We start from the raw sequence: 19124 nt of genomic DNA, 5'->3' as shown, positions 1-19124 counted from the left end.
AGAGCGATCCCCCGCGTCAATTTTTCCACAAGACCGTGCCCATTTCCTTTATAGCTTTTCCCGGTCACGGTTGCCAGAGATTGAACGCCATGCGGACGGAATCCGCCGATCGGTTTCCGCCGGCCCCGGCTTCCGGGGTGCGCGCCCACGGCTTCGATCGATACGACAGGATTGACAACGATTGACGGGCAAACATTGAAAAGCAAGAAAAAAAGCGGGGGAATGATTCCCCCGCACCCCCCGGGGATTCGGCCCACGCGGTTACGCGTGGGCCGAGCGTCGGGCGTTGCGGCGCCTGTCCCGCGCTTCGCGGGGCGGCGCCGCAACGCCGCTCAGCCAAGTGCCTGCAGCATTGCAGGAAGCAGATCAAACCATGTCCCGCACAGCGGCGCCACAGCGCCGCGCAGAGCCGCGCAGCGGCGAGGGGGTGTGGGGGGCAACGCTCCCCACGCTTTTTAAAAGCATTCCTTGCGCCGTCCGCGAACGCAGCAGCCCAATGAAAAGACCGGCCCCTCCCAATGCATGGGGGAGCCGGTCTTGTGGGGAGCCATCCATACGAGGCGGCCGGGTCGAGAGCGGATTCGCGGCCGGACTCGGCTTACCTCTTCCCGGGCAGGCCGGGGTTTAGACGTCGAAGTAGAGTTTGAACTCGTGCGGATGCGGTCTCATGCGGATCGGATCCACTTCGTTCAGCCGTTTGTATTCGATCCACTTTTCGATGACGTCCTCGGTGAACACGTCGCCTTTGAGCAGGAATTCGTGATCGCTTTCCAGGGCATTGAGCGCCGCGTCGAGCGAACCCGGCGTCGAGGGCACATCGGCCAGTTCTTCCGGGGTCATGGAGTAGATGTCGCGATCCAGTGGTTCGCCCGGATCGATGCGGTTTTCGATGCCGTCGAGGGCGGCCATCAGCAGGGCGCTGAACGCCAGGTAACCGTTGCAGGACGGATCGGGGAACCGGACTTCCATGCGCTTGAGCTTGGGCGATGCCGAATACATGGGTATCCGCACCGAGGCGCTGCGGTTTCTGCTCGAGTAGGCGAGGTTCACCGGCGCTTCGTACCCCGGCACCAGCCGTTTGTACGAATTGGTCGTGGGGTTGGTGATGGCGCAGATCGCGGCCGCATGTTTGAGCACGCCCCCGGCGGCGAACAGGGCCATTTCGCTCAGCCCGGCGTACTTGTCGCCCGCGAACATGGGTTTGCCTTCCTTCCAGATGCTCATGTGGATGTGCATCCCGGAACCATTGTCGCCGTAGAGCGGCTTGGGCATGAACGTGACGGTCTTGCCGAAACGGCGCGCCACGTTCTTGACCACGTACTTGTACCACTGCAGGTTGTCGGCCATCTTCACCAGGGTGGACGCCTTCATGTCGATTTCGGCCTGCCCGGCGGTGGCCACTTCATGATGCTGGCATTCGACGGGAATTCCCACTTCCATCATCTTGAGAACCATCTCGGTCCGCAGGTCCTGCTGTGAATCCACCGGAGGGACCGGGAAGTATCCTTCCTTGTGACGGGGCTTGTACCCGAGGTTGGGGTTTTCCACGCGGCCGCTGTTCCAGATCCCTTCCACGGAATCGATGTGGTAGTAGCCGAACTGGCAGCCGTCGTCGAAGCGTATGTCGTCGAAAATGAAGAATTCCGCTTCGGGGCCGAACCACGCGGCGTCGCCGATCCCCGTGAACTTGAGGTATTCCTCGGCCTTGTGCGCGATGTAGCGCGGATCCCTGGTGTAGCGCTCCTTGGTCACCGGGTCCACCACGTCGCAGATCATGGTCAGGGTGGGAACGGCCATGAAGGGATCCATTTTCGCCGTCGTCGGATCCGGGATGATCAGCATGTCGCTGGCGTGGATCGGCTGCCACCCGCGGATACTCGAACCGTCGAAACCGTAGCCGTTTTCGAAATCGGATTCGCCGAGCTCATCGATGGGGTTCGTGAAGTGCTGCCAGGTCCCTACGAAATCCATGAATTTGAAATCCACCATCTTGGCGCCGTTCTGTTTTGCATACGCCAGAACTTCTTTCGGGGTCATACCTGATCCTCCTGTAGGTTTGGAATGAATTGGGAAAGGTCACCGAGTCAATAGGCAAATAGCTTGCCAAATCCTGTCCGAAACCCATGACGGGCGACTTTTTTTATCCCGGGGCGGCCAGTGTACATTTCCCCTTCGCCCGGCGGGGAAAACACGCCGCGCGAAGACCGCCTGAGCATCGGCTGGCGCGTCCGCGGGCTCGACCGTCTCCCCCAGTGAAAAAAATTTTCTCCCCGGCGCGATTTTTCCGCGCGATCGGCCCCGAGCATCCGAAAACCCGAGTGAAAGCCTTCCATCGAATGCAAAAACGGAACAAATTTGTTCTATCATTCTGCCCGTTCCGGGTCGTTCGGTACCCACAGCCTCAGTATCTGAAACCTAACTGCCCGATTCGTCAGGATTTCGTCCGGTGTGACGGCTCGTCGATTCGACGATACAAAAATGTTACCTTCGGATGCCGCTTTCCGAACACTCGACCCGCGCCCCACATTCTCACACCACTGGCGCCGGACCGCCTGCGTTCGGCCGCGTCAGCCCACCCGCGTGAGACTGTCCAGGAGGCTTACGCGAATCTTCTCGTGCATCTCATAGTCCATCAGCTTGTTGCCGCTCAGATCCGTCACGTAGAAAACATCTGCAACTTGAGCGCCGGGAGTGGAGATTTTGGCGAGCTGGATGGAGACATCCAGGTGGTACAGGGTGTCGGTGATGCAATGGAGCACCCCAGGACGGTCCCAGGTGTAGACTTCGATGATGGTGTAGAAATCGGACGCCTCTTCGTCGACGAGCACGATGTCGTCCTTGCGCGGAAGATTCTTCTGCTGCAAAATTGATGGTTTTCGTTTGTTCGACAGGAGCTCGTCCAGGTACCCGCGGTGCTCGAGCGCCCTGCCGAGATCGGCCTCCACCCTTTCCCACAGTTCCCGCGGATGCAGCGGGTCGGGAAGCCGTTCCACGATCAGCACATCCAGCGCCACGCCGGACTCCCAGGTGAAGATGTCGGCCGAGAGGATATTGAGCCCGCGCGCCCACAGGACTCCCGTGATGAGCGCGAACAGGCCGGGACGATCGGCGGTGACGACCGTCAACTGCCACATTTCGCCCTCGGCCGGGCTCGAGGCCAACACCAGGGGTTTGTTCCCCAGCGCCCGCTCCATCCGGTGATGCTCGACGATCGCGGTCGGGGCCTGGGACAGGAGATAACGGTACGAAACCCGTTCCAGCCAGTGCCGAACCCTTTCGCGCTCGGCCGGATCGCTCACCAGGTCGAGCACGTTTTCCTGGACCTCCCCGGACCGCTGCTCCAGGTCCTGTCCCTGGAGATCGCCCCGCGCAAGGACCCGGTCGACCTTGACGAACAACTCCCGGACCAGTGAGGCCTTCCACGTGCTCCAGGCGCCGGGGCCGGTGGCCCGGGAGTCGGCGATGGTGAGCAGGTAGAGCATCTGGAGGCGCTCCCGGTCCTTGATCTGGATGGCGCATTGAGCGATGGGCTTCTCGTCCATCAGGTCGCGCTTGAGCGCGGTTTCGGCCAGGATCAGGTGATGCTCCACAAGAAACCGGAGCAGGCCGGTTTCGTGCGTGTCCAAGCCGAGCCTTTCCGCAATGGGCCCGGCCATGGCGCCGCCGCGCACCGCATGATTCCTGCCGTCGCCCTTGCCGATGTCGTGCACGAGCGCCGCGAGGTAGAGGACCCGCCGCGACTTCACGTGTACGAAAATGTCACTCGGGTTCAGTTCGCCCGCGACCTCGTCGTCGCCCCGTTCCATCTGGTGCATCTGCCAGACCGTCCGCAGCAGGTGCTCGTCGACCGTGTAGAGGTGATACACGTCATTTTGCACCCGGTAGCGCACCGCGGCGAATTCGGGAATGAAGACCTCGAGGAACCCGGTTTCGAGCATCACGTTCACGACCGAAAACGCGTGCTCGGAATCCAGCAGGATATCGAAAAACTGCTTCACCACCTCGGGATCTCTTCTGGCTTCATCGGTGAAGACCGCGAGGTTCTCCCGGATGATCTGCCCGGCCTGGTGGTGGAAGTGCGCATCGGAGAGGGCGGCCTGCCAGAAGAAGCGCATCAGCAGGCGCGGATCCTTTTTGATCCATTCCGGTTCCATGAAGTTGAGGTGCTTGCCTTCGAGCAGGAACGGTCCGGGAAGAATCCTGCGCCGCGGGCGCAGACCCGGAAAGCTTTTCTGCGTTTCTCCCACTCGTTCCAGGAAGAACGACGCGGTGCGGCGGATGCGCGACGTGTGCCGGTAATACAACCGCATGAACACTTCCACCGCGGAACCCTGCTGACCGGCCATGCACCCGAACCGCTCGGCGATCTGTTCCTGTTCCATGAACAGCAGCTGATCCTGCCTGCGCCCGGTCAGCCGGTGCAACTGCAGGCGCACGCGCCAGAGGAAATCGTACGCCTGCTCCAGCCAGAGCTTCTCCTGGTTGGTCATCAGCTCCTTGCGAACCATGGCCGCAAAGGAAGGATCCCGCAGGAACACGTGGCCGGCCCAGCGCAGGATGTGGACGTCCCGCATGGCGCCGACCCCCTCCTTCACGTGCGGTTCCTGCAGGTAGGAGCTTCCGCCGTACTGCTGTTGGCGTTCCTCGCGGTAACCGACGAGGTTCTGCAGGAATTTTTTCCTGCTCTGCCTCCCGAAGCCGTTGAAAAAGGATTCGCGCCATTCCGAGAACAGCTTGGGATCGCCCGCGATGAGCCTGGCTTCGAGGATGTTGGTCAGCACGGTGAAGTCATCCTGGGCCATCCGTTTCATCGAGGACAGGGAAGCCGTTGCGTGGCCGACTTCGAACCCGCTGTCCCACAGGCAGTAGACCAGTTCCTTGAAAAGGGCCTCGTGGGATTTGACCAGCCGGTTTCGGTACAGCAGCAGGAGATCGATATCCGAGGCGAATCCCAGCTCGCCGCGTCCGAAGCCGCCGACCGCAAGCAGCCCCCAGCCGTCCTCGGGCACGACCGTTTCGGGAAAAGCCTTCCTGAGGCTTTCATGAAACTGGTGCGCGTAGGTGCGCGCCGCAAGCACGCCGGGGACGTCCTCCCGGCACATCTGCTGGAAGGTTTCCCGGAGGTCTTTGAGCTTTCGGGAGAGCTGGGGACGCAAGTGCATCGTGTTATCCGTTCTACAGCGCTTCTTCGCCGGTTTCACCCGTTCTGATGCGAATGCATTCTTCGAGGGGGATCACGAATATCTTGCCGTCTCCGATCTTGCCCGTATTGGCCGCGCTCCGGATGGCCTGCACCACTTCCACCACCTGGACGTCCGCCACGGCCACTTCGATCTTGATCTTGGGCAGAAAATCGACCACATATTCGGCCCCGCGGTAGATCTCGGTGTGTCCCTTCTGGCGCCCGAATCCGCGGACTTCCGTCACGGTCATCCCCTTGATGCCGAGCGCGGTGAGTTTTTCCTTGACGTCATCCAATTTGAACGGCTTGACAATGGCTTCGATTTTTTTCATCGGATTCTTCCTCTGAAACTGATGGTTCCCTGGTCGGTGCCGCAGGGATCATGAGCACTGCCGCGCCCCGCCTTCCCTGTAGCCGTGAGCGATGGGATTGCGGCGCCCCATCCCGAATGCCTTGGTGGTGACCCTGAGAATGGGGGGCGCCTGCCATCGCTTGTATTCGTTGCAGTCCACTCGATCCGTCACCCACTTGACCAGAGCGGCGTCCCAGCCGTGAGACGCAATCTCTTCGGCCGGCAGCCGTTTTTCCACGTAGTCGGCCAGAATGGCGTCGAGGACTTCGTACGGGGGCAGAGTGTCCTGATCCGTCTGATCCGGTCTCAATTCCGCGGACGGCGCCCTCACGAGGGTCCGTTCCGGGATCCAGTCATGCTGTGCGTTCAATTTTCTTGCCAGTTCGTACACCATGGTCTTCGGGACGTCCCCGAGGACCGACAGTCCACCGTTCATGTCCCCGTAGAGCGTGCAGTAACCGACGGCGATTTCCGACTTGTTTCCGGTGCTGAGGAGGATCCGGTTGAACTTGTTGGAAATCGCCATGAGGATCATCCCCCGGATGCGGGCCTGGAGGTTTTCTTCCGTGACGTCCCGAGGCTGCCCGTGGAACGGCGGGGCAAGCGTGCGCAACGCAGCGTCGAACAAATCCCCGATGGGCACCGTTTCGAAAGCGATCCCCAGCCGTCGGGCAAGCTCTTTTGCGTCTTCGAGGCTCTCCGGGGCGTTGAAGGGGCCGGGCATGCCGACCCCGAGCACGTTTTCCGCCCCCAGGGCCAGAACGGCGAGGCAAACCGTCAGGGCCGAGTCCACGCCTCCGCTCAGCCCCACCACGGCTTTCCCGAAGCGATTCTTGCGGACGTAGTCCCTGAGGCCCAGAACGAGCGCCTCGATGACTTCCTCCGCCTGGTCTCCGCCAACGGCATGCAGTTTCCCCGCGTGCGTGCGCGTATCGTAGACGACGAAGTCTTCCCTGAAGTCGGCGGCGCTTGCCACGAGCTTCCCGGCCTCGTCCCAGACCATACTGTGCCCGTGGAAGATCAGTTCGTCGTTTCCACCCACCTGGTTCACGTAGATCACCTGGGTCCCGGAGCGCTGCGCATGGCTTCGCAACAGCTCTCCCACGTAACTCGCCTTGCCCACGTGATAGGGCGAAGCCGAGATGTTCACGATCACGCTCACCGAAGCCTGTTCGAGCTCGCGAATAGGATCGCAGTGATACAGCCGGCGCGGCAGGAACCGCGGCACGTTCCAAACGTCCTCGCAGATGGTGATCCCCAGCCGCTCCCCCCTGAAGTCCACCCAAGTGGCATGCTTGCCGGGCTCGAAATAGCGCTCCTCGTCGAACACGTCGTAGGACGGCAGGAGCATCTTGTGCGCAATCGCGGCCGGTTTTCCGTCGTCGAAAAAAACCGCCGCGTTGTGGTACGGTTTGCCGGTCCCGTTCGGATTCTCGTCCACCGCCCCGAAAATCACTCCAATTCCCCGGCTTGCCTCGCGAATTGCCTCCCAGTGCTCCCTGCTCGTGCGCACGAAGCTCGGCTTGTCGAGCAGATCGCGCGGAGGATAACCGATGAGCGCCATCTCGGGAAAGACGACCAGGTCGCAGCCCTCCCGGCGGGCCCGGTCGACTCCGTCGCAAATCTTGGCCGCGTTCCCCTTGAAATCCCCGATGAAGGGATCGATCTGTCCTATGGCTATTCGCATTCGCGTATCCTGTCGCTTTCAGGTTCACCGTGAACGGCGGACGACGGCCTTCCCGGCGACGGCGAAGGCTCGGGGAAATCCGGTGCCTTCAGGCCCGCCGCGCAAACGGCGGGGTTGTCGGCCGGAAACCGGGCCTGCCCACCGGCCGCTGCTTCAAGGGGCAAGAACCGTGCCATGATGCCCTGACGTTCCGAATCGCCGGGGATTGCCTTTGAACGCTTCACCGCAATCGCTCTCCCACCCGGCGTGCGAGAGCGGGGCGGACCCATCGGCCTCCCGGAGCCTCTTTGCGCCCGGGTGCGCCGGCTATGCCGGGGCCTTGACCCGGAAGCGCCTCGGATCGATGCCGTATTTTTCCACCTTGTATTGAACGATCCGCTTGGTGGTGCCCAGGAGACGGGCGGCCTGGGACTGGTTGCCGCGCACGTCTTTGAGGGCGTCCGTGATGAGGTCCCTTTCGAAGGCGCTCACCAGTGCCTCGAGCTTTCCCCGGCTGACGTTCTGCATTCCGACCGGCTTCATCTGAAGCGTCGGCGGCAGATGCCAGGAATCGACGGCATTCCCGCCGGCGAGCAGCACGGCCCGTTCGATGCAGTTCTCCAACTCCCGGACATTCCCGGGCCAGTGATAGCACATGAGCATGTCGATGGCGCTGGTGGTGATTCGCTTCACATCCTTGTCCAGTTCCCGCGCGTACTTGAGCACGAAATAATCGGCGAGCAGCAGAATATCCGGTCCGCGTTCCCTGAGCGGCGGGAGGAAAATCGGGAACACGTTCAGCCGGTAGTAGAGATCGGACCGGAAGGTCCCCAGCGCGACTTCCTTTTCCAAATCCTTGTTGGACGCCGTAATGACACGGACATCCACCTTGACCGTCCGCGAGGAACCGAGAGGCTGGAATTCGCGTTCCTGGAGAACGCGCAGCAGCTTCGCCTGTGCGATGGGAGACAGCTCGCCCACCTCGTCCAGGAAGATCGTTCCGCCCTGGGCTTCTTCGAAGCGCCCGCGCCTGCGCGTGACGGCGCCGGTGAAAGCCCCCTTCTCGTGACCGAACAGCTCGCTTTCCAGGAGAGTGTCCGGCATGGCGGCGCAGTTGACCTGGACCAGCGGCCCCTTGGCTCTGCGACTGTTGTCGTGGATGGCCCTGGCCACCAATTCCTTGCCGGTCCCGGTTTCCCCCGAAATGAGCACCGTGGTGTTGGTGTCCGCCACCTGGTCGATGGCCCTCAACACCTCCTGGATCACCTTGGACCGGCCGATGATGTTCGTCGTGGGCCGTCGGGCCTCGGCCAGCATGCGCCGCAGACGGCTATTCTCCTCTTCCACCGCGCGAAAATGGACCACCTTGCCCAGGAGCTCCGCCACGGCCGACAGGATTTCGACTTCCTTGTCGAGGTCCTCCACCCGGCGAGCCAGCTTGTCGGCCGAGAGCACCCCCACGCTCCTGCCCTGATAGAAAATCGGCACGCACAGGAAGGCCAGTTCCTCGCGGTTGAGCGAACGCCTCGCCCCGGTGCGGTCCAGGAAGAGCGCCTCATCACCCAGGTTGGCAATCCCCATCGGACGGCCGCTCTGGGCGACCTTGCCGGTGATCCCCTCCCCGGGCCGATAACGGATGGTGCCCCTCTCGACGTCAACCCCGCGGGCCACGTCCAGCCATGCCTCCCCCGTCTGGAGATCCAGCACCGAGACCATACCCCTTTCCATGCCCAGCCGCGAGCTGAGAATGTCCAGCGTTTGCTGAAGCTGATCCTTCAATTCGGCGGAACGCGATACCACTCTCGCGATTTCGTGGAGTGTCCGCAGTTCTTCCAGGTTGTAGTTTTCGCTCATGTCCGGTGATCCCGCCCTTCCGCAGTGTGATGATTACCGGCATCAAATATCCCATTTCTACAAAATTGTCACTCTTTAGTTTGCCGTTTCAAAAAGGCCGCCTGCCCATGCGAATCGCCGGCACCGAATATTCTGCCGTAATCACATCACATTCCTTCAAGATATCGCGTCCCGTCCGACTCATGGCTTGCTCCGCGATCTCCCTGTACAATAAAAGATCGAATGAGTCTGAAAAGAACACGAAAGAACCCGGATCAGCGCTTTGGTTTCACCGTGCCGCGGCCCGGCACCATCTCATTTTTTTTGTCATTCGCCCAAGGTCGGCGCCCGGTTTCGAAGGGACAGGACAGAGTGGACGGGAGATGCGGCCTCACGCTTGGGCACGACGAAACCGTACCACCCTTGTACTCAGCTCAATAGTTGACAAGGAATACAGTCGCTACACTTTTGAGGGCGGAAATGACGACGCGGATTTTCATGTTTCTTCGGGAGCTTCGGGCTCACGGCGGTTTGGGGGATGCGGCGAAGAGTCGTTTGCGGCTGAAGATCTTCCCGGGCCGACCGGACGCCGGCCTAATATTCCTCGGGCTGGTGTTCGGGGCGGAGCAGATCGAACACGGACTTCACGGGATTGAAGGTTATCTTCGGAACCTCAACGATGTGAGTGATCCATCCGGCCATGCTGCCGTTCCACAACCCGGGTAGCTCCAAGGCCTTGAGATCCTTCCCGTCCTTGGATTTCCTGGTGATGAACACCGCATCGTCGTCGATGAACCGCCTCAAGTCGAAATTATTCCCCGCAAAATCCCGCAACCCGCAGACCAGGTCCACGGGATTGAAATGCGTGGAGGACATCCATGTTTCCCTTTGCCGGGCGGAATCGAAATCGACCTGGGCTTTCTCGACGATCTGGATCGAGACATCGCCGTTGTCATGCGCGACCCAGAACGGCGCGCCTCCAGGTTCCCCTGAGTTGGGAACGACTCCGCAGACCCGTATGGGCCGATTCAGCCTGTTCATCAACACGCGTCCTCTTTCTTCCAGGGAGCGCGCGGCGAAATCATCGGGAAAGCGGATGAGCAGCTTTCCCCTGGCATAAGATTCCATCTCCTCGATCAATTCCGGGGAAGGCTCTTCGACGAGTCGCCGCAAGTACCCGTGCACGGTATCCTGGATCTCCGCCAGGCATCCTGCAAGCACCTTTTTCCAGAACACGATGTGGTCTTTGTGGCGGTCGGGAATCAGGTTGTCCACGTTCTTGATGTAAACGATGTCTCCCTTGAGATCGTTCAGGTTCTCAATGAGGGCGCCGTGTCCGCCGGGCCTGAAGTGCAGGCGTCCGTAACGGTCCCGGAACGGACGGTTCTCCATATCGACGGCAATGGTGTCCGTGGATCTTTTCTGGAAGGAATAACCGATCTCGTACGTTGTGCCGTAGCGTTCCTCGTAGGCCACCCTGACTTTCTCCATCAATCTCTTGAACCGCTCCTCGTGATCGATGGACACGGTGAAGTGAACGCGGCACCTTCCACTGCGCTTGCCCATGTAGAACGCCGACTCGGTGAGGTGCTCCTCGAAGGCGGTCCGCGTCTCGTCCGGGTAGCGGTGGAATTTCAGCAGGCACTTGGGCAGGTTGCCATAGTTGATACCCCGTTCCGTGAGCAGGTATTCCAGAATCGTTCGGTATTCGCAATGGCGGATGAGCATCGCCAACGAGAAACCGTCCGCCTGCAGGACCTTTTCCAGATCCCCCACGAAGGGGAACAGGTAAAGCCCCTCCAGGAACGTCATGAAATCGCAGGCCACCGCCACACCCTGCCCCACTCTGCGGTGCAGTTCCTCGACGTCCAGAAACTGGGGCATGTAATAGATTTGAAGGAGGGATTGAAACATGCGCGTGGCGGCACCCGAAGCCGGGATGAACTTCATGAACCGCTCGGCCTGGGCCGCGCTTTCGTGATACCGCAGGAATCGCTCGATCTCGCTCGTGAGGATTTTGTGCACCCCGTCCTCGACGGTGCACGGTCGGTCCAAAGTGATGAGAGAAGAGGATTTTCGAAATATTTCGATCTGCGCCAGAACCCGGTCTACGGTAAGCCCATGGGATTCGATCTGCCGGCGGTCCGCATCACTGAACAAAACCCTTTCCATAGGATTGCATCCGCTCTGAGCTCTGCCCGCGGCATCGCCGGCGACAGGGGGCACCCCTGCCCGCCGACGTTCCTGTGGGGCCGGCGGGCTCCACCCGCCCCCGGGAATCTGCGGCTCAAGATGACTCGGTGCTGCACCGCAGGGCGTGACGGCGCGGATGCTCAGCACCCGCGCCGTCCACGTGCGCAACGATCAGTTGACGGGAAATATTTCTATCTTTGCCTGGGCTTTCAATTCTTCAATGTACTTGGCCAGTTGCTGATTGACCCTGTCCTGTTTCAGGTGCTGGGCTATCCGATCCTTGATCTCGTCGTACTTCATGACGCCGGCCTCTTTCTTGTCGGTGACCTTGATCACATGATAGCCGAACTGGGTTTCCACGATATCACTGACGGAACCGACCTTCAGTGCGAAGGCCGCCTGTTCGAAGGGGCCAACCATCTGGCCTCGCTGGAAAAAGTCCAGATCGCCGCCTTTTGCCGCGCTCGGACATTCAGACACCTCTTTGGCCACCTTCGCGAAATCCTCGCCCGCCTGCACCTTCTTCTGAGCAGCCGTGATCCGTTCCTTGGCCTTGGCCTTGTCCGCATCGCCGGCTTTGGGGTCGACCTTGATCAACACATGGCTTGCACGGACCATCTCCGGCGTTTTGAAAAGCTCCGGATTTCCGTCGTAGAATTTCTTCGTCTCTTCGGGCGTGATCGTGATCTTGGAAGCAACCTGCTCGTCAATCATCTTGCGGATGCCCAAGTCCTGGGTGAACTGGGCCTTGAGCGATTCCTCCGTAAGATTCAGATTCTTCAGCGCCTTCTTGAATTCATCCTCGTTGGGGAACCGCTGCTTGAGAGTCGCAATCTCCTTGTCCACCTCGGCCGGATCGACCTTGACGCCGAGCTTGGCCGCCTGCTGCTTGAGCACTTCGCGTCCCACAAGACCGTCCAGGACCTTCTTTTTCATCTCCGCGACCTGAGCCCCGTCGGGGGCCTGGCCGGACATTGCCATTTGTCGCTCAAACCGCTTGGTCTCGGATTCATATTCCGCCCGGGTAATGACCGTTCCGTTCACCACGGCCACTTTTTCGCCCTTGGCGGGTTCCTTTGAGGCCCCTGACTTGGCTGCCGTCTCGTTCGATGCGGCCGTCGGTTTGGCGTCCTTCTTGGCAGCCTTTTCGGCGGCCCCGACGGGAGAGAGAAAAACCACAACAAAAAAGGAAGCAAGGATCGCCGGAATCCATCGTGAACCTTTTCGCATCATGCCAATGCTCCTATCGAGTGAGAAAAAAATGAACCCACGACGACACTTGACGACCTTCGCGGGTTTGTGACAGCGCCCCCGTTCAGCGCACACGCGTGTGCGACCCGACCGGGACATTTGAAACGTCGCAGTATAATCATCTTAAAGGGAAAGAGTCAATAAAAGTGTCGTTTTCTTAGAAAAACGTTCACTTGAACCTCAGCGGCATTCCAATGCCTGCACGAAACCCGCAAAAAGCCCGGCGGTCCGGGAAAGACCGTATTCGGCATCCGAGCCGCAGTGCATTCATGCCATCCTTTTTGCATGTGCCATATACATCAACTCCTCATTTTCCTCTTGCATTCACGTGCAAAAGACGCTAAACGCTTAATTTATTGGATTATATCAAATAGCGAGTTGGGTTTGCTGTTTTGGAGCCCGTCGAAGTCGGTCTTGCGCCTGATCTAAACGGATTCAAATTAGCTCAACCTCAAATTCCCGACGAGCACTCATTCATTTGAAAGGAGGGAGACGAAGATGGCGGAAGGCCGAGTCAAATGGTTCAACGAGAAGAAAGGTTACGGTTTCATCGAGACGGACGGCCAGGGCGATGTTTTCGTTCACTACAGCGCAATCGAGGGAGCGGGCTTCCGATCCCTGAACGAAGGCGAACAGGTCCGCTTTGAGGTCGAACAGGGTTCGAAGGGACCTCAGGCCGTCAGAGTGCAAAGGGTTCAATAGCCGACGCAACCGAACACCGGCGACGACCGAGACATTTCACGGGCCGGGGCTGGCCTGAGCTCCGGCCCTGTTGTTTCCGCCCGTGGGCGGGACGGGACAGCCGCCGGAAGGCATCCGCGAAATCAACGGTTCCGCAGCCGCGCCGATCCCGTCTTCAAAGGGAAACTGCCACCGCTCAAATTGATCGAACGATCGATGGAGATTGCCGCAGTAACAGCGAAACAGCCTGCGTACACCATGGAGGACGGGCAAGCGCCTATTTTGACTATCCACAGGGAGAACCCTCTCGGAGCCCTTCGACATCGTTGCCGCCCTTCAGACCCTTCGCTGCGAGGTCCCGGAGCGTAGAAATTCGGCAGCGGAGCTTCTCAAGAAGACAGAAGGGAGATCGGGCGCCACAGATACAACAAACGTCCTGGAGTATCGCATGGTCCGCCTGTCATGGAAAGTCTGCGTCGGATTGATTCTGGTGGCTTCGTCCCTGCTGCTCGGGATTATCCATGTCGTCCTGTTCAAGGACCCTCAAACCCTCCTCTTTTATCTTGTCCTGGACATTGTGTTCGTCCCGGTGCAGGTTCTGCTCGTCACCATCATCATTGAACGGCTGCTCAACGAACGTGAAAAACAATCCATGCTGAACAAGCTCAACATGGTCATCGGTGCTTTTTTCACCGAAACCGGAACCACTCTCATCAAGCAGATGGGGCACACCTGCATGGACCTCCACGAACTGGAACAGCACCTTGCCGTCTCCGATGATTGGGACAACACCCGGTACGTGATCGCCATGCGACACATCGAAGACTTCACATGTCGTTTCGGATTGCCCATCGAACAATTGGAGCGGTTGAAAGCATTCCTGCTTTCGAAGAAAGGCTTCCTCCTGGGATTGCTGCAGAATCCGAATCTTTTGGAACATGACAGCTTCACCGACCTCCTCTGGGCCGTGTGCCACCTGAGCGAGGAATTGGAAGCACGGGGAGACCTGTCCGGTTTGCCCCCCAGCGATCTGAGGCATATCGAAAACGACATCCGAAGGGCTTTCGGAATTCTGGTGCGGGAATGGCTGGTCTACCTGCACCATCTGCGCAGCCACTACCCCCACATCCACTCGCTCCACGTCAGGACAAACCCGTTCAACCCGCAGGCCAGCCCGGTGGTTCAGTGAGACCCGTGTCTGTCAGTCCCTGAAGTTCGACCCACCGGGCGGGTGAAACATGAACCAGGTTCTGGACGGTTCCTCGCTGTCGTTCTTGTAGACCTCCTGGACCGGATGCCTGGCGCGTGGCCACAAGCAACCGATATTCAAGGATTTTTTCCACAAAATCCGGGTTCCCATCCAGTTGGTCGTCCAAATGTCAATCCTGCCCCCGGACGCGGTTTGTCGGAAGCGTTCACGATCCAGCCTGTAACCTACCCGTCATCGGTTATGCGGAAATCTTCGCAGCGGAGCGACTTGTCCGGCGTGCCGGCACTCGAATTGACCTCACCGCTGCTCCCCTCGACCCCCGCAATACCGTAGGGTTGGACCCGGCAAAAACAACAGCAACAGGCAAATCGCTAACGTTTTCATTCTGCATTTTCCTTCCAGAAATATTGCATTGAAAGGGGATTCCCATTAACACAGTCCGGTTCATTCCTCCGCCGGCTCCCTGTTTTCCCGGTCCAGATAGAAAGACCGGCGCCATCGATCGAAGGCATTGGCTTCGATGGCCTCGCGCATGGCCGCCATGAGCCCCAAATAGTAGTGGAGGTTGTGAAGTGTGTTCAGCCGGTAGGCGAGCAACTCCCGGGCCAGGAACAGGTGCCTGAGGTAGGCCCGCGAAAATCGCCGGCAGGTGTAACAGGAACATCCCTCCTCAATGGGACGATCGTCGTCGGCGTAACGGCTGTTCTTGATCTGGATGCCGCCGCGGACGGTGAAGAGCATCCCGTTTCGAGCGTTGCGCGTGGGCATGACGCAGTCGAACATGTCCACTCCGCAGCGGACGCCTTCCACGAGGTCTTCGGGCGTCCCCACCCCCATGACGTATCGGGGCGATGCGGCGGGGAGCCCGGGGGCCACCGCTTCGAGCACGGACAGCATCTCCTCTTTGGATTCCCCGACGGAGAGGCTGCCGAGGGCATATCCGTCGAAACCTGTTTCCACGAGCCTTTCCAGGCAATCCCGCCTCAGATCGCAAAAGACTCCGCCCTGGACGATCCCGAACAGCGATTGCTCCGGCAGCGTGTGGGCCTCTTTGCTCCGGGCCGCCCATCTCACCGTGCGCAGCATGGATTCCCTGGCGTATTCGTAGGTGACCGGATAAGCAGTGCATTCGTCGAAGCACATGGCGATATCGGAGCCCAGTTGCATCTGGCATTCCATGGAGGTTTCGGGGGTAATTGCGTGACGGGCTCCGTCGATGTGCGATTGGAAAACAACCCCATCCTCTTCGATCCGGTTGATCCGGGCCAGGCTGAAGACCTGGAAGCCCCCGCTGTCGGTGAGGATCGAACGGTTCCAGTGCATGAACCGGTGCAGCCCCCCCAGGCGGGCGACCCGTTCGGCTCCGGGCCGCAGGAGCAGATGATAGGTGTTCCCCAGGATGATGTGCGCGCCCAGATCTTCCAGTTCATCCGGCGAGAGACTTTTTACGGATGCCTGGGTACCGACCGGCATGAAGACGGGAGTGTCGAAGGTTCCATGAGCGGTTCTCAGCCGGCCCCGCCGTGCATGGCAGGAGGCATCGCGCGCGATGATCCGAAAATCCATGTTCGTGACTCCTTCCCCCGTTGGGCACGATAAGGAAACGCCGGGCGAAGCAGGCGGTTTCCCGGTCCGGGCCGGCTACAGAATCAGCATCGCATCGCCGTAACTGAAAAACCGGTACTCACGGCGGATCGCTTCCCGGTATGCTTCCAGGATTCGGCGGCGCCCGGCAAACGCCGAAACGAGCAGAAGAAGGGAGGACCTGGGAAGGTGGAAATTGGTGATCATCGCATCTACGACTTTGAACCGGTAGCCCGGGTAGATGTAGTGCGCGCAGGCCCCCGCGGCCGGCATGATTTCGCCGCGCCGGTGGGCGATCCACTCCAAACTCCTCACGACCGTGGTTCCCACCGCGACGATACGTCTTTTCCGATCGATCGCGGACCTGATCCGCTCCGTCGAATCCTCGTCCACCCGCACGTATTCCGGATGCATCTCGTGGTCCCGGATATCGTCGACCCTGATGGGGGCGAAGGTGCCGTATCCCACATGAAGGGTAATCCGGACGACTTCGACCCCCGCCCGTGCGACGGCCTCCAGCAGTGCCGAGCTGAAGTGAAGGCCGGCGGTCGGCGCGGCCACGGCTCCGGGATTTCGCGCATACACCGTCTGGTAGGCTTCGGCGTCTCCGGGAAAGTCACCGGTTCCGCTCCGGTTGATGTATGGCGGAAGCGGCACCGCTCCAATCTCCGAGAGGATCGTCATCAGCGGGCGGTCGTCAGGGAACCGGACTCGAATCCGCCCGCCGTCGCCTGCCTCGAGAACTTCAGCGACCGTACCGTCGGGAAGCGAGATCAGGCATCCGGGCCGGGTGCGTTTTGCGGCCGCGGCAAGACACCAGTAACCGTCCCGCCGCCCTTCGGCTTCGCTTTTGTAGGGTTCCGTCACCAGCAATTCGATCCTGCCGCCCGAATCCTTGAAGCCGATCAAACGCGCCGGCACCACCCGGGTGTCGTTGACCACCAGCAGGTCTTCGGCGTGCAGATGGTCCGGCAAATCCCGGAAGCGAACGTGATCCATCGCGCCGCGGCCTCGGTCCAGCACGAGAAGACGGGATTCCTCCCTTCGGGATAAGGGGGATTGTGCGATCAGGGAGGGAGGGAGATCGTAGTCGTATTCCCGGAGTCGGTAGGAAATGCGCTCATCCGCCATGCCGACGGCCCCAGTACACGAAAAGCAGGCCAAGGACCATGAGCACGCCGCCGAAAAGGCGCAGGTAACGGCTTGGCGCGGGGATGACGACCTCGATCAGCCATTTCTTCAGATAATCGGGGGAAGCCAGGTACGGCAACCCTTCCAGAAAGCAGATCAGTCCCAGTACGGTAAGCAGATAGCCCGCGTGCATTCTCTCGTCTTCCTCCCCGGGAAACCCTTCAAGAATTCCTTCCCATTGATGTGCGAATGGCCTAACATATTTTTCACGGAATAGGAAGGGTATCCGCGCCCATCGACGCGTCGCCGGGATTCGGGTTCCACGGCGCATCACGAGACCGCCGCGGGCATTGCGGCAAGAGGCTGTGAACCGGGTTGGTCCGCTACAAAGCATGAAGGCCTTCGCCGTCCCTTTGAATCGGCATGAGCGGGGCGGCTCGCGATGGAATGTGGAGCAGCACGGGGCTCCCGGACGTTTACAGGGGAAAGCGCGGCTGTCGGCGTTTGCGGGCCTTCAGGACACCCGTGCCGGCGGGGGATGACGGTTGCTCCTTCCTGAAACGGAGGGAATCCGGGAAGACCCGGCCGGTGCATGGCTGCCGGGGGCGCCACTCCGCGGTCCGCCGATATGAGCGGCAGACCCGGCCTTTCGCGCAAAATGGGGATGAAGCGCGAATCGAGGAGTCAACGAACGCATATGGAGTTGAAGATGGCTCACAGTTGGGTGGAAATCGATCTTGCGGCGCTGCGGCACAACTATTCGCGGGCAAAGGAGCGCCTCGCGCCGGGAAGCCGGATTCTCGGCGTGGTCAAGTCGGATGCCTACGGGCACGGCATGATCCCGGTGGCCAGGGAGCTGGTCGCCTGCGGCGCGTCCTTCCTGGCCGTAAGCAAACACTGGGAAGCCGTGGATCTGCGCGCGGCGGGCATCCGACTCCCGATTCTCTGTCTGCTCGGCGTGGAACCCTCGGAAATGGCCGAGGCGATCCGCAACGAGATTCGCCCCGTGATCTACCGCATCGATCATGCCCGCCGGCTGAGCGACACGGCCCGCAGCCTGAATGCGACGGCGACCGTGCACGTGAAGCTCGACACGGGCATGGGGAGACTGGGAATCCCCTGCCGGCATCTGGAAGCATTCCTCAACGAGCTTCTGACGTTGCCTGCAATAAGGCTGGAAGGCGTCCTCTCCCATTTTGCAAGCGCCGATGAAGCGGACAAAACATCCAGCACCCTCCAGTTGACCCGGTTCCGGGAAGCCATGGCGCTCCTATCCGCTCGAGGTTTGAGCGTCCTGGGGCACATCGCCAACAGCGCGGGCCTGCTGGACCTTCCGCAGGCGCATTTCGATCTGGCGCGTCCCGGTATCATGCTCTACGGCTCGCCTCCTTCCCTGGAGCTGCATAAGCCGGCTGATCTGCGCCCCGTGATGACGTTCAAATCGAAGATCATCCAACTCAAGGACGTCCAGGCCGGACAACCCATCGGCTACGGCGGGACCTTCGTCACCGCGGCGCCGGGTCGAATCGCCACGATCCCCGTCGGATATGACGACGGATATCCGAGGCTGTTGTCCAACCGAGGCCGGGTGCTCGTTCGGGGCATGAGCGCCCCGGTGGTCGGGAGGGTCTCCATGAACATGATCACCGCGGATGTGACGCACATACCGTCCGCCCGTGAAGACGACGAAGTCGTTCTCCTGGGTGCCCAGGGGACCGAGCGCGTCACGGCGGAGGAAATCGCGCAGTTGTGCGGGACCATCAGCTACGAGATATATTGCAGCATCGGGCGAAATCGGTTCAAGTCGTTCCATAACGGGATTGCAAACTCGAACTGAAGGCCGCACCGCAGGCCGCCGCGGCGTCCACGGCCGCGAAGGGGCGAAGACGGAGGCCGGTTTCAACGAAGTGAGCGCAGGCGCGCATCGGCTTTCCGTTCCAATCGCGGGGACAAGGCATTCGCGAGACGACGACAGGCTTGCGCAGGCGGGTGCAGCTGATATATAAGGACTCAATTTCAAAAGGTCGCGGAAGGAACACAC

13 protein-coding genes are annotated in these 19124 nt (G+C 60.4%); 3 read left to right on the top strand and 10 right to left on the bottom strand.

Translation table 11 applies throughout. The annotated features are described in order from the left end of the window. Positions 1-624 precede the first annotated feature (624 nt). The 7 genes from glnA to SFUM_RS02930 all read right to left on the bottom strand — a co-directional run bounded on the left by glnA (position 625) and on the right by SFUM_RS02930 (position 12459). Positions 625-2037: a type I glutamate--ammonia ligase gene (gene glnA / locus SFUM_RS02965; protein ID WP_011697448.1), complete on the bottom strand. Its 1413-nt coding sequence runs from the start codon at positions 2035-2037 to the stop codon at positions 625-627. A 530-nt stretch (positions 2038-2567) separates the two neighbouring features. Continuing rightward, a complete protein-coding gene (gene glnD / locus SFUM_RS02960; protein WP_011697446.1) occupies positions 2568-5162 on the bottom strand; it encodes a [protein-PII] uridylyltransferase in 2595 nt (864 codons plus the stop codon). 13 nt (positions 5163-5175) lie between these two features. Next, entirely contained in the window at positions 5176-5514 is a 339-nt protein-coding gene (locus SFUM_RS02955) for a P-II family nitrogen regulator (protein ID WP_011697445.1), read from the bottom strand. 48 nt (positions 5515-5562) lie between these two features. Beyond that, positions 5563-7221 carry an NAD+ synthase gene (locus SFUM_RS02950; protein WP_011697444.1) on the bottom strand — a complete coding sequence of 553 codons (1659 nt, stop codon included), beginning with the start codon at positions 7219-7221 and terminating at the stop codon, positions 5563-5565. A gap of 306 nt (positions 7222-7527) precedes the next feature. After that, the gene (locus SFUM_RS02940; protein WP_011697442.1) at positions 7528-9054 is read right to left on the bottom strand and encodes a sigma-54-dependent Fis family transcriptional regulator; all 1527 of its coding nucleotides are present in this window, start codon (positions 9052-9054) and stop codon (positions 7528-7530) included. A 573-nt stretch (positions 9055-9627) separates the two neighbouring features. After that, complete coding sequence (locus SFUM_RS02935) at positions 9628-11205, bottom strand: DUF4301 family protein (protein WP_011697441.1); 1578 nt, start codon at positions 11203-11205, stop codon at positions 9628-9630. Positions 11206-11397: 192 nt separating this feature from the next. Continuing rightward, on the bottom strand, positions 11398-12459 hold the full coding sequence (locus tag SFUM_RS02930) for a peptidylprolyl isomerase (RefSeq protein ID WP_011697440.1): 1062 nt from the start codon (positions 12457-12459) through the stop codon (positions 11398-11400). Positions 12460-12975: 516 nt separating this feature from the next. On the opposite strand from SFUM_RS02930, the gene SFUM_RS02925 reads away from it, so the two are divergent. Together SFUM_RS02925 and SFUM_RS02920 are read left to right on the top strand one after the other, a co-directional pair. Further along, complete coding sequence (locus SFUM_RS02925) at positions 12976-13179, top strand: cold-shock protein (protein WP_011697439.1); 204 nt, start codon at positions 12976-12978, stop codon at positions 13177-13179. Between the two features lie 427 nt (positions 13180-13606). Further along, positions 13607-14347, top strand: coding sequence for an MJ1433 family protein (locus tag SFUM_RS02920; protein ID WP_011697438.1), 741 nt, complete (start codon positions 13607-13609; stop codon positions 14345-14347). Positions 14348-14812: 465 nt separating this feature from the next. Here the strand turns inward: SFUM_RS02920 and tgt are convergent, their stop codons facing one another. From tgt to SFUM_RS23235, 3 genes are all read right to left on the bottom strand, one after another. Continuing rightward, a complete protein-coding gene (gene tgt / locus SFUM_RS02915) occupies positions 14813-15934 on the bottom strand; it encodes a tRNA guanosine(34) transglycosylase Tgt (protein ID WP_011697437.1) in 1122 nt (373 codons plus the stop codon). A 75-nt stretch (positions 15935-16009) separates the two neighbouring features. Continuing rightward, a complete protein-coding gene (gene queA / locus SFUM_RS02910; RefSeq protein WP_011697436.1) occupies positions 16010-17083 on the bottom strand; it encodes a tRNA preQ1(34) S-adenosylmethionine ribosyltransferase-isomerase QueA in 1074 nt (357 codons plus the stop codon). After that, positions 17073-17276 carry a DUF2065 domain-containing protein gene (locus tag SFUM_RS23235; RefSeq protein WP_011697435.1) on the bottom strand — a complete coding sequence of 68 codons (204 nt, stop codon included), beginning with the start codon at positions 17274-17276 and terminating at the stop codon, positions 17073-17075. The genes queA and SFUM_RS23235 overlap by 11 nt, the downstream gene beginning before the upstream one ends. Before the next feature lie 516 nt (positions 17277-17792). Between SFUM_RS23235 and alr the strand changes: the two genes are divergently transcribed. Beyond that, a complete protein-coding gene (gene alr / locus SFUM_RS02900; protein ID WP_011697434.1) occupies positions 17793-18920 on the top strand; it encodes an alanine racemase in 1128 nt (375 codons plus the stop codon). Positions 18921-19124 lie beyond the last annotated feature (204 nt).

It is taken from the genome of Syntrophobacter fumaroxidans MPOB (genome assembly GCF_000014965.1).
In the GTDB taxonomy this organism is placed as follows: domain Bacteria; phylum Desulfobacterota; class Syntrophobacteria; order Syntrophobacterales; family Syntrophobacteraceae; genus Syntrophobacter; species Syntrophobacter fumaroxidans.
This window is presented reverse-complemented; position numbering and strand designations above follow the sequence as displayed.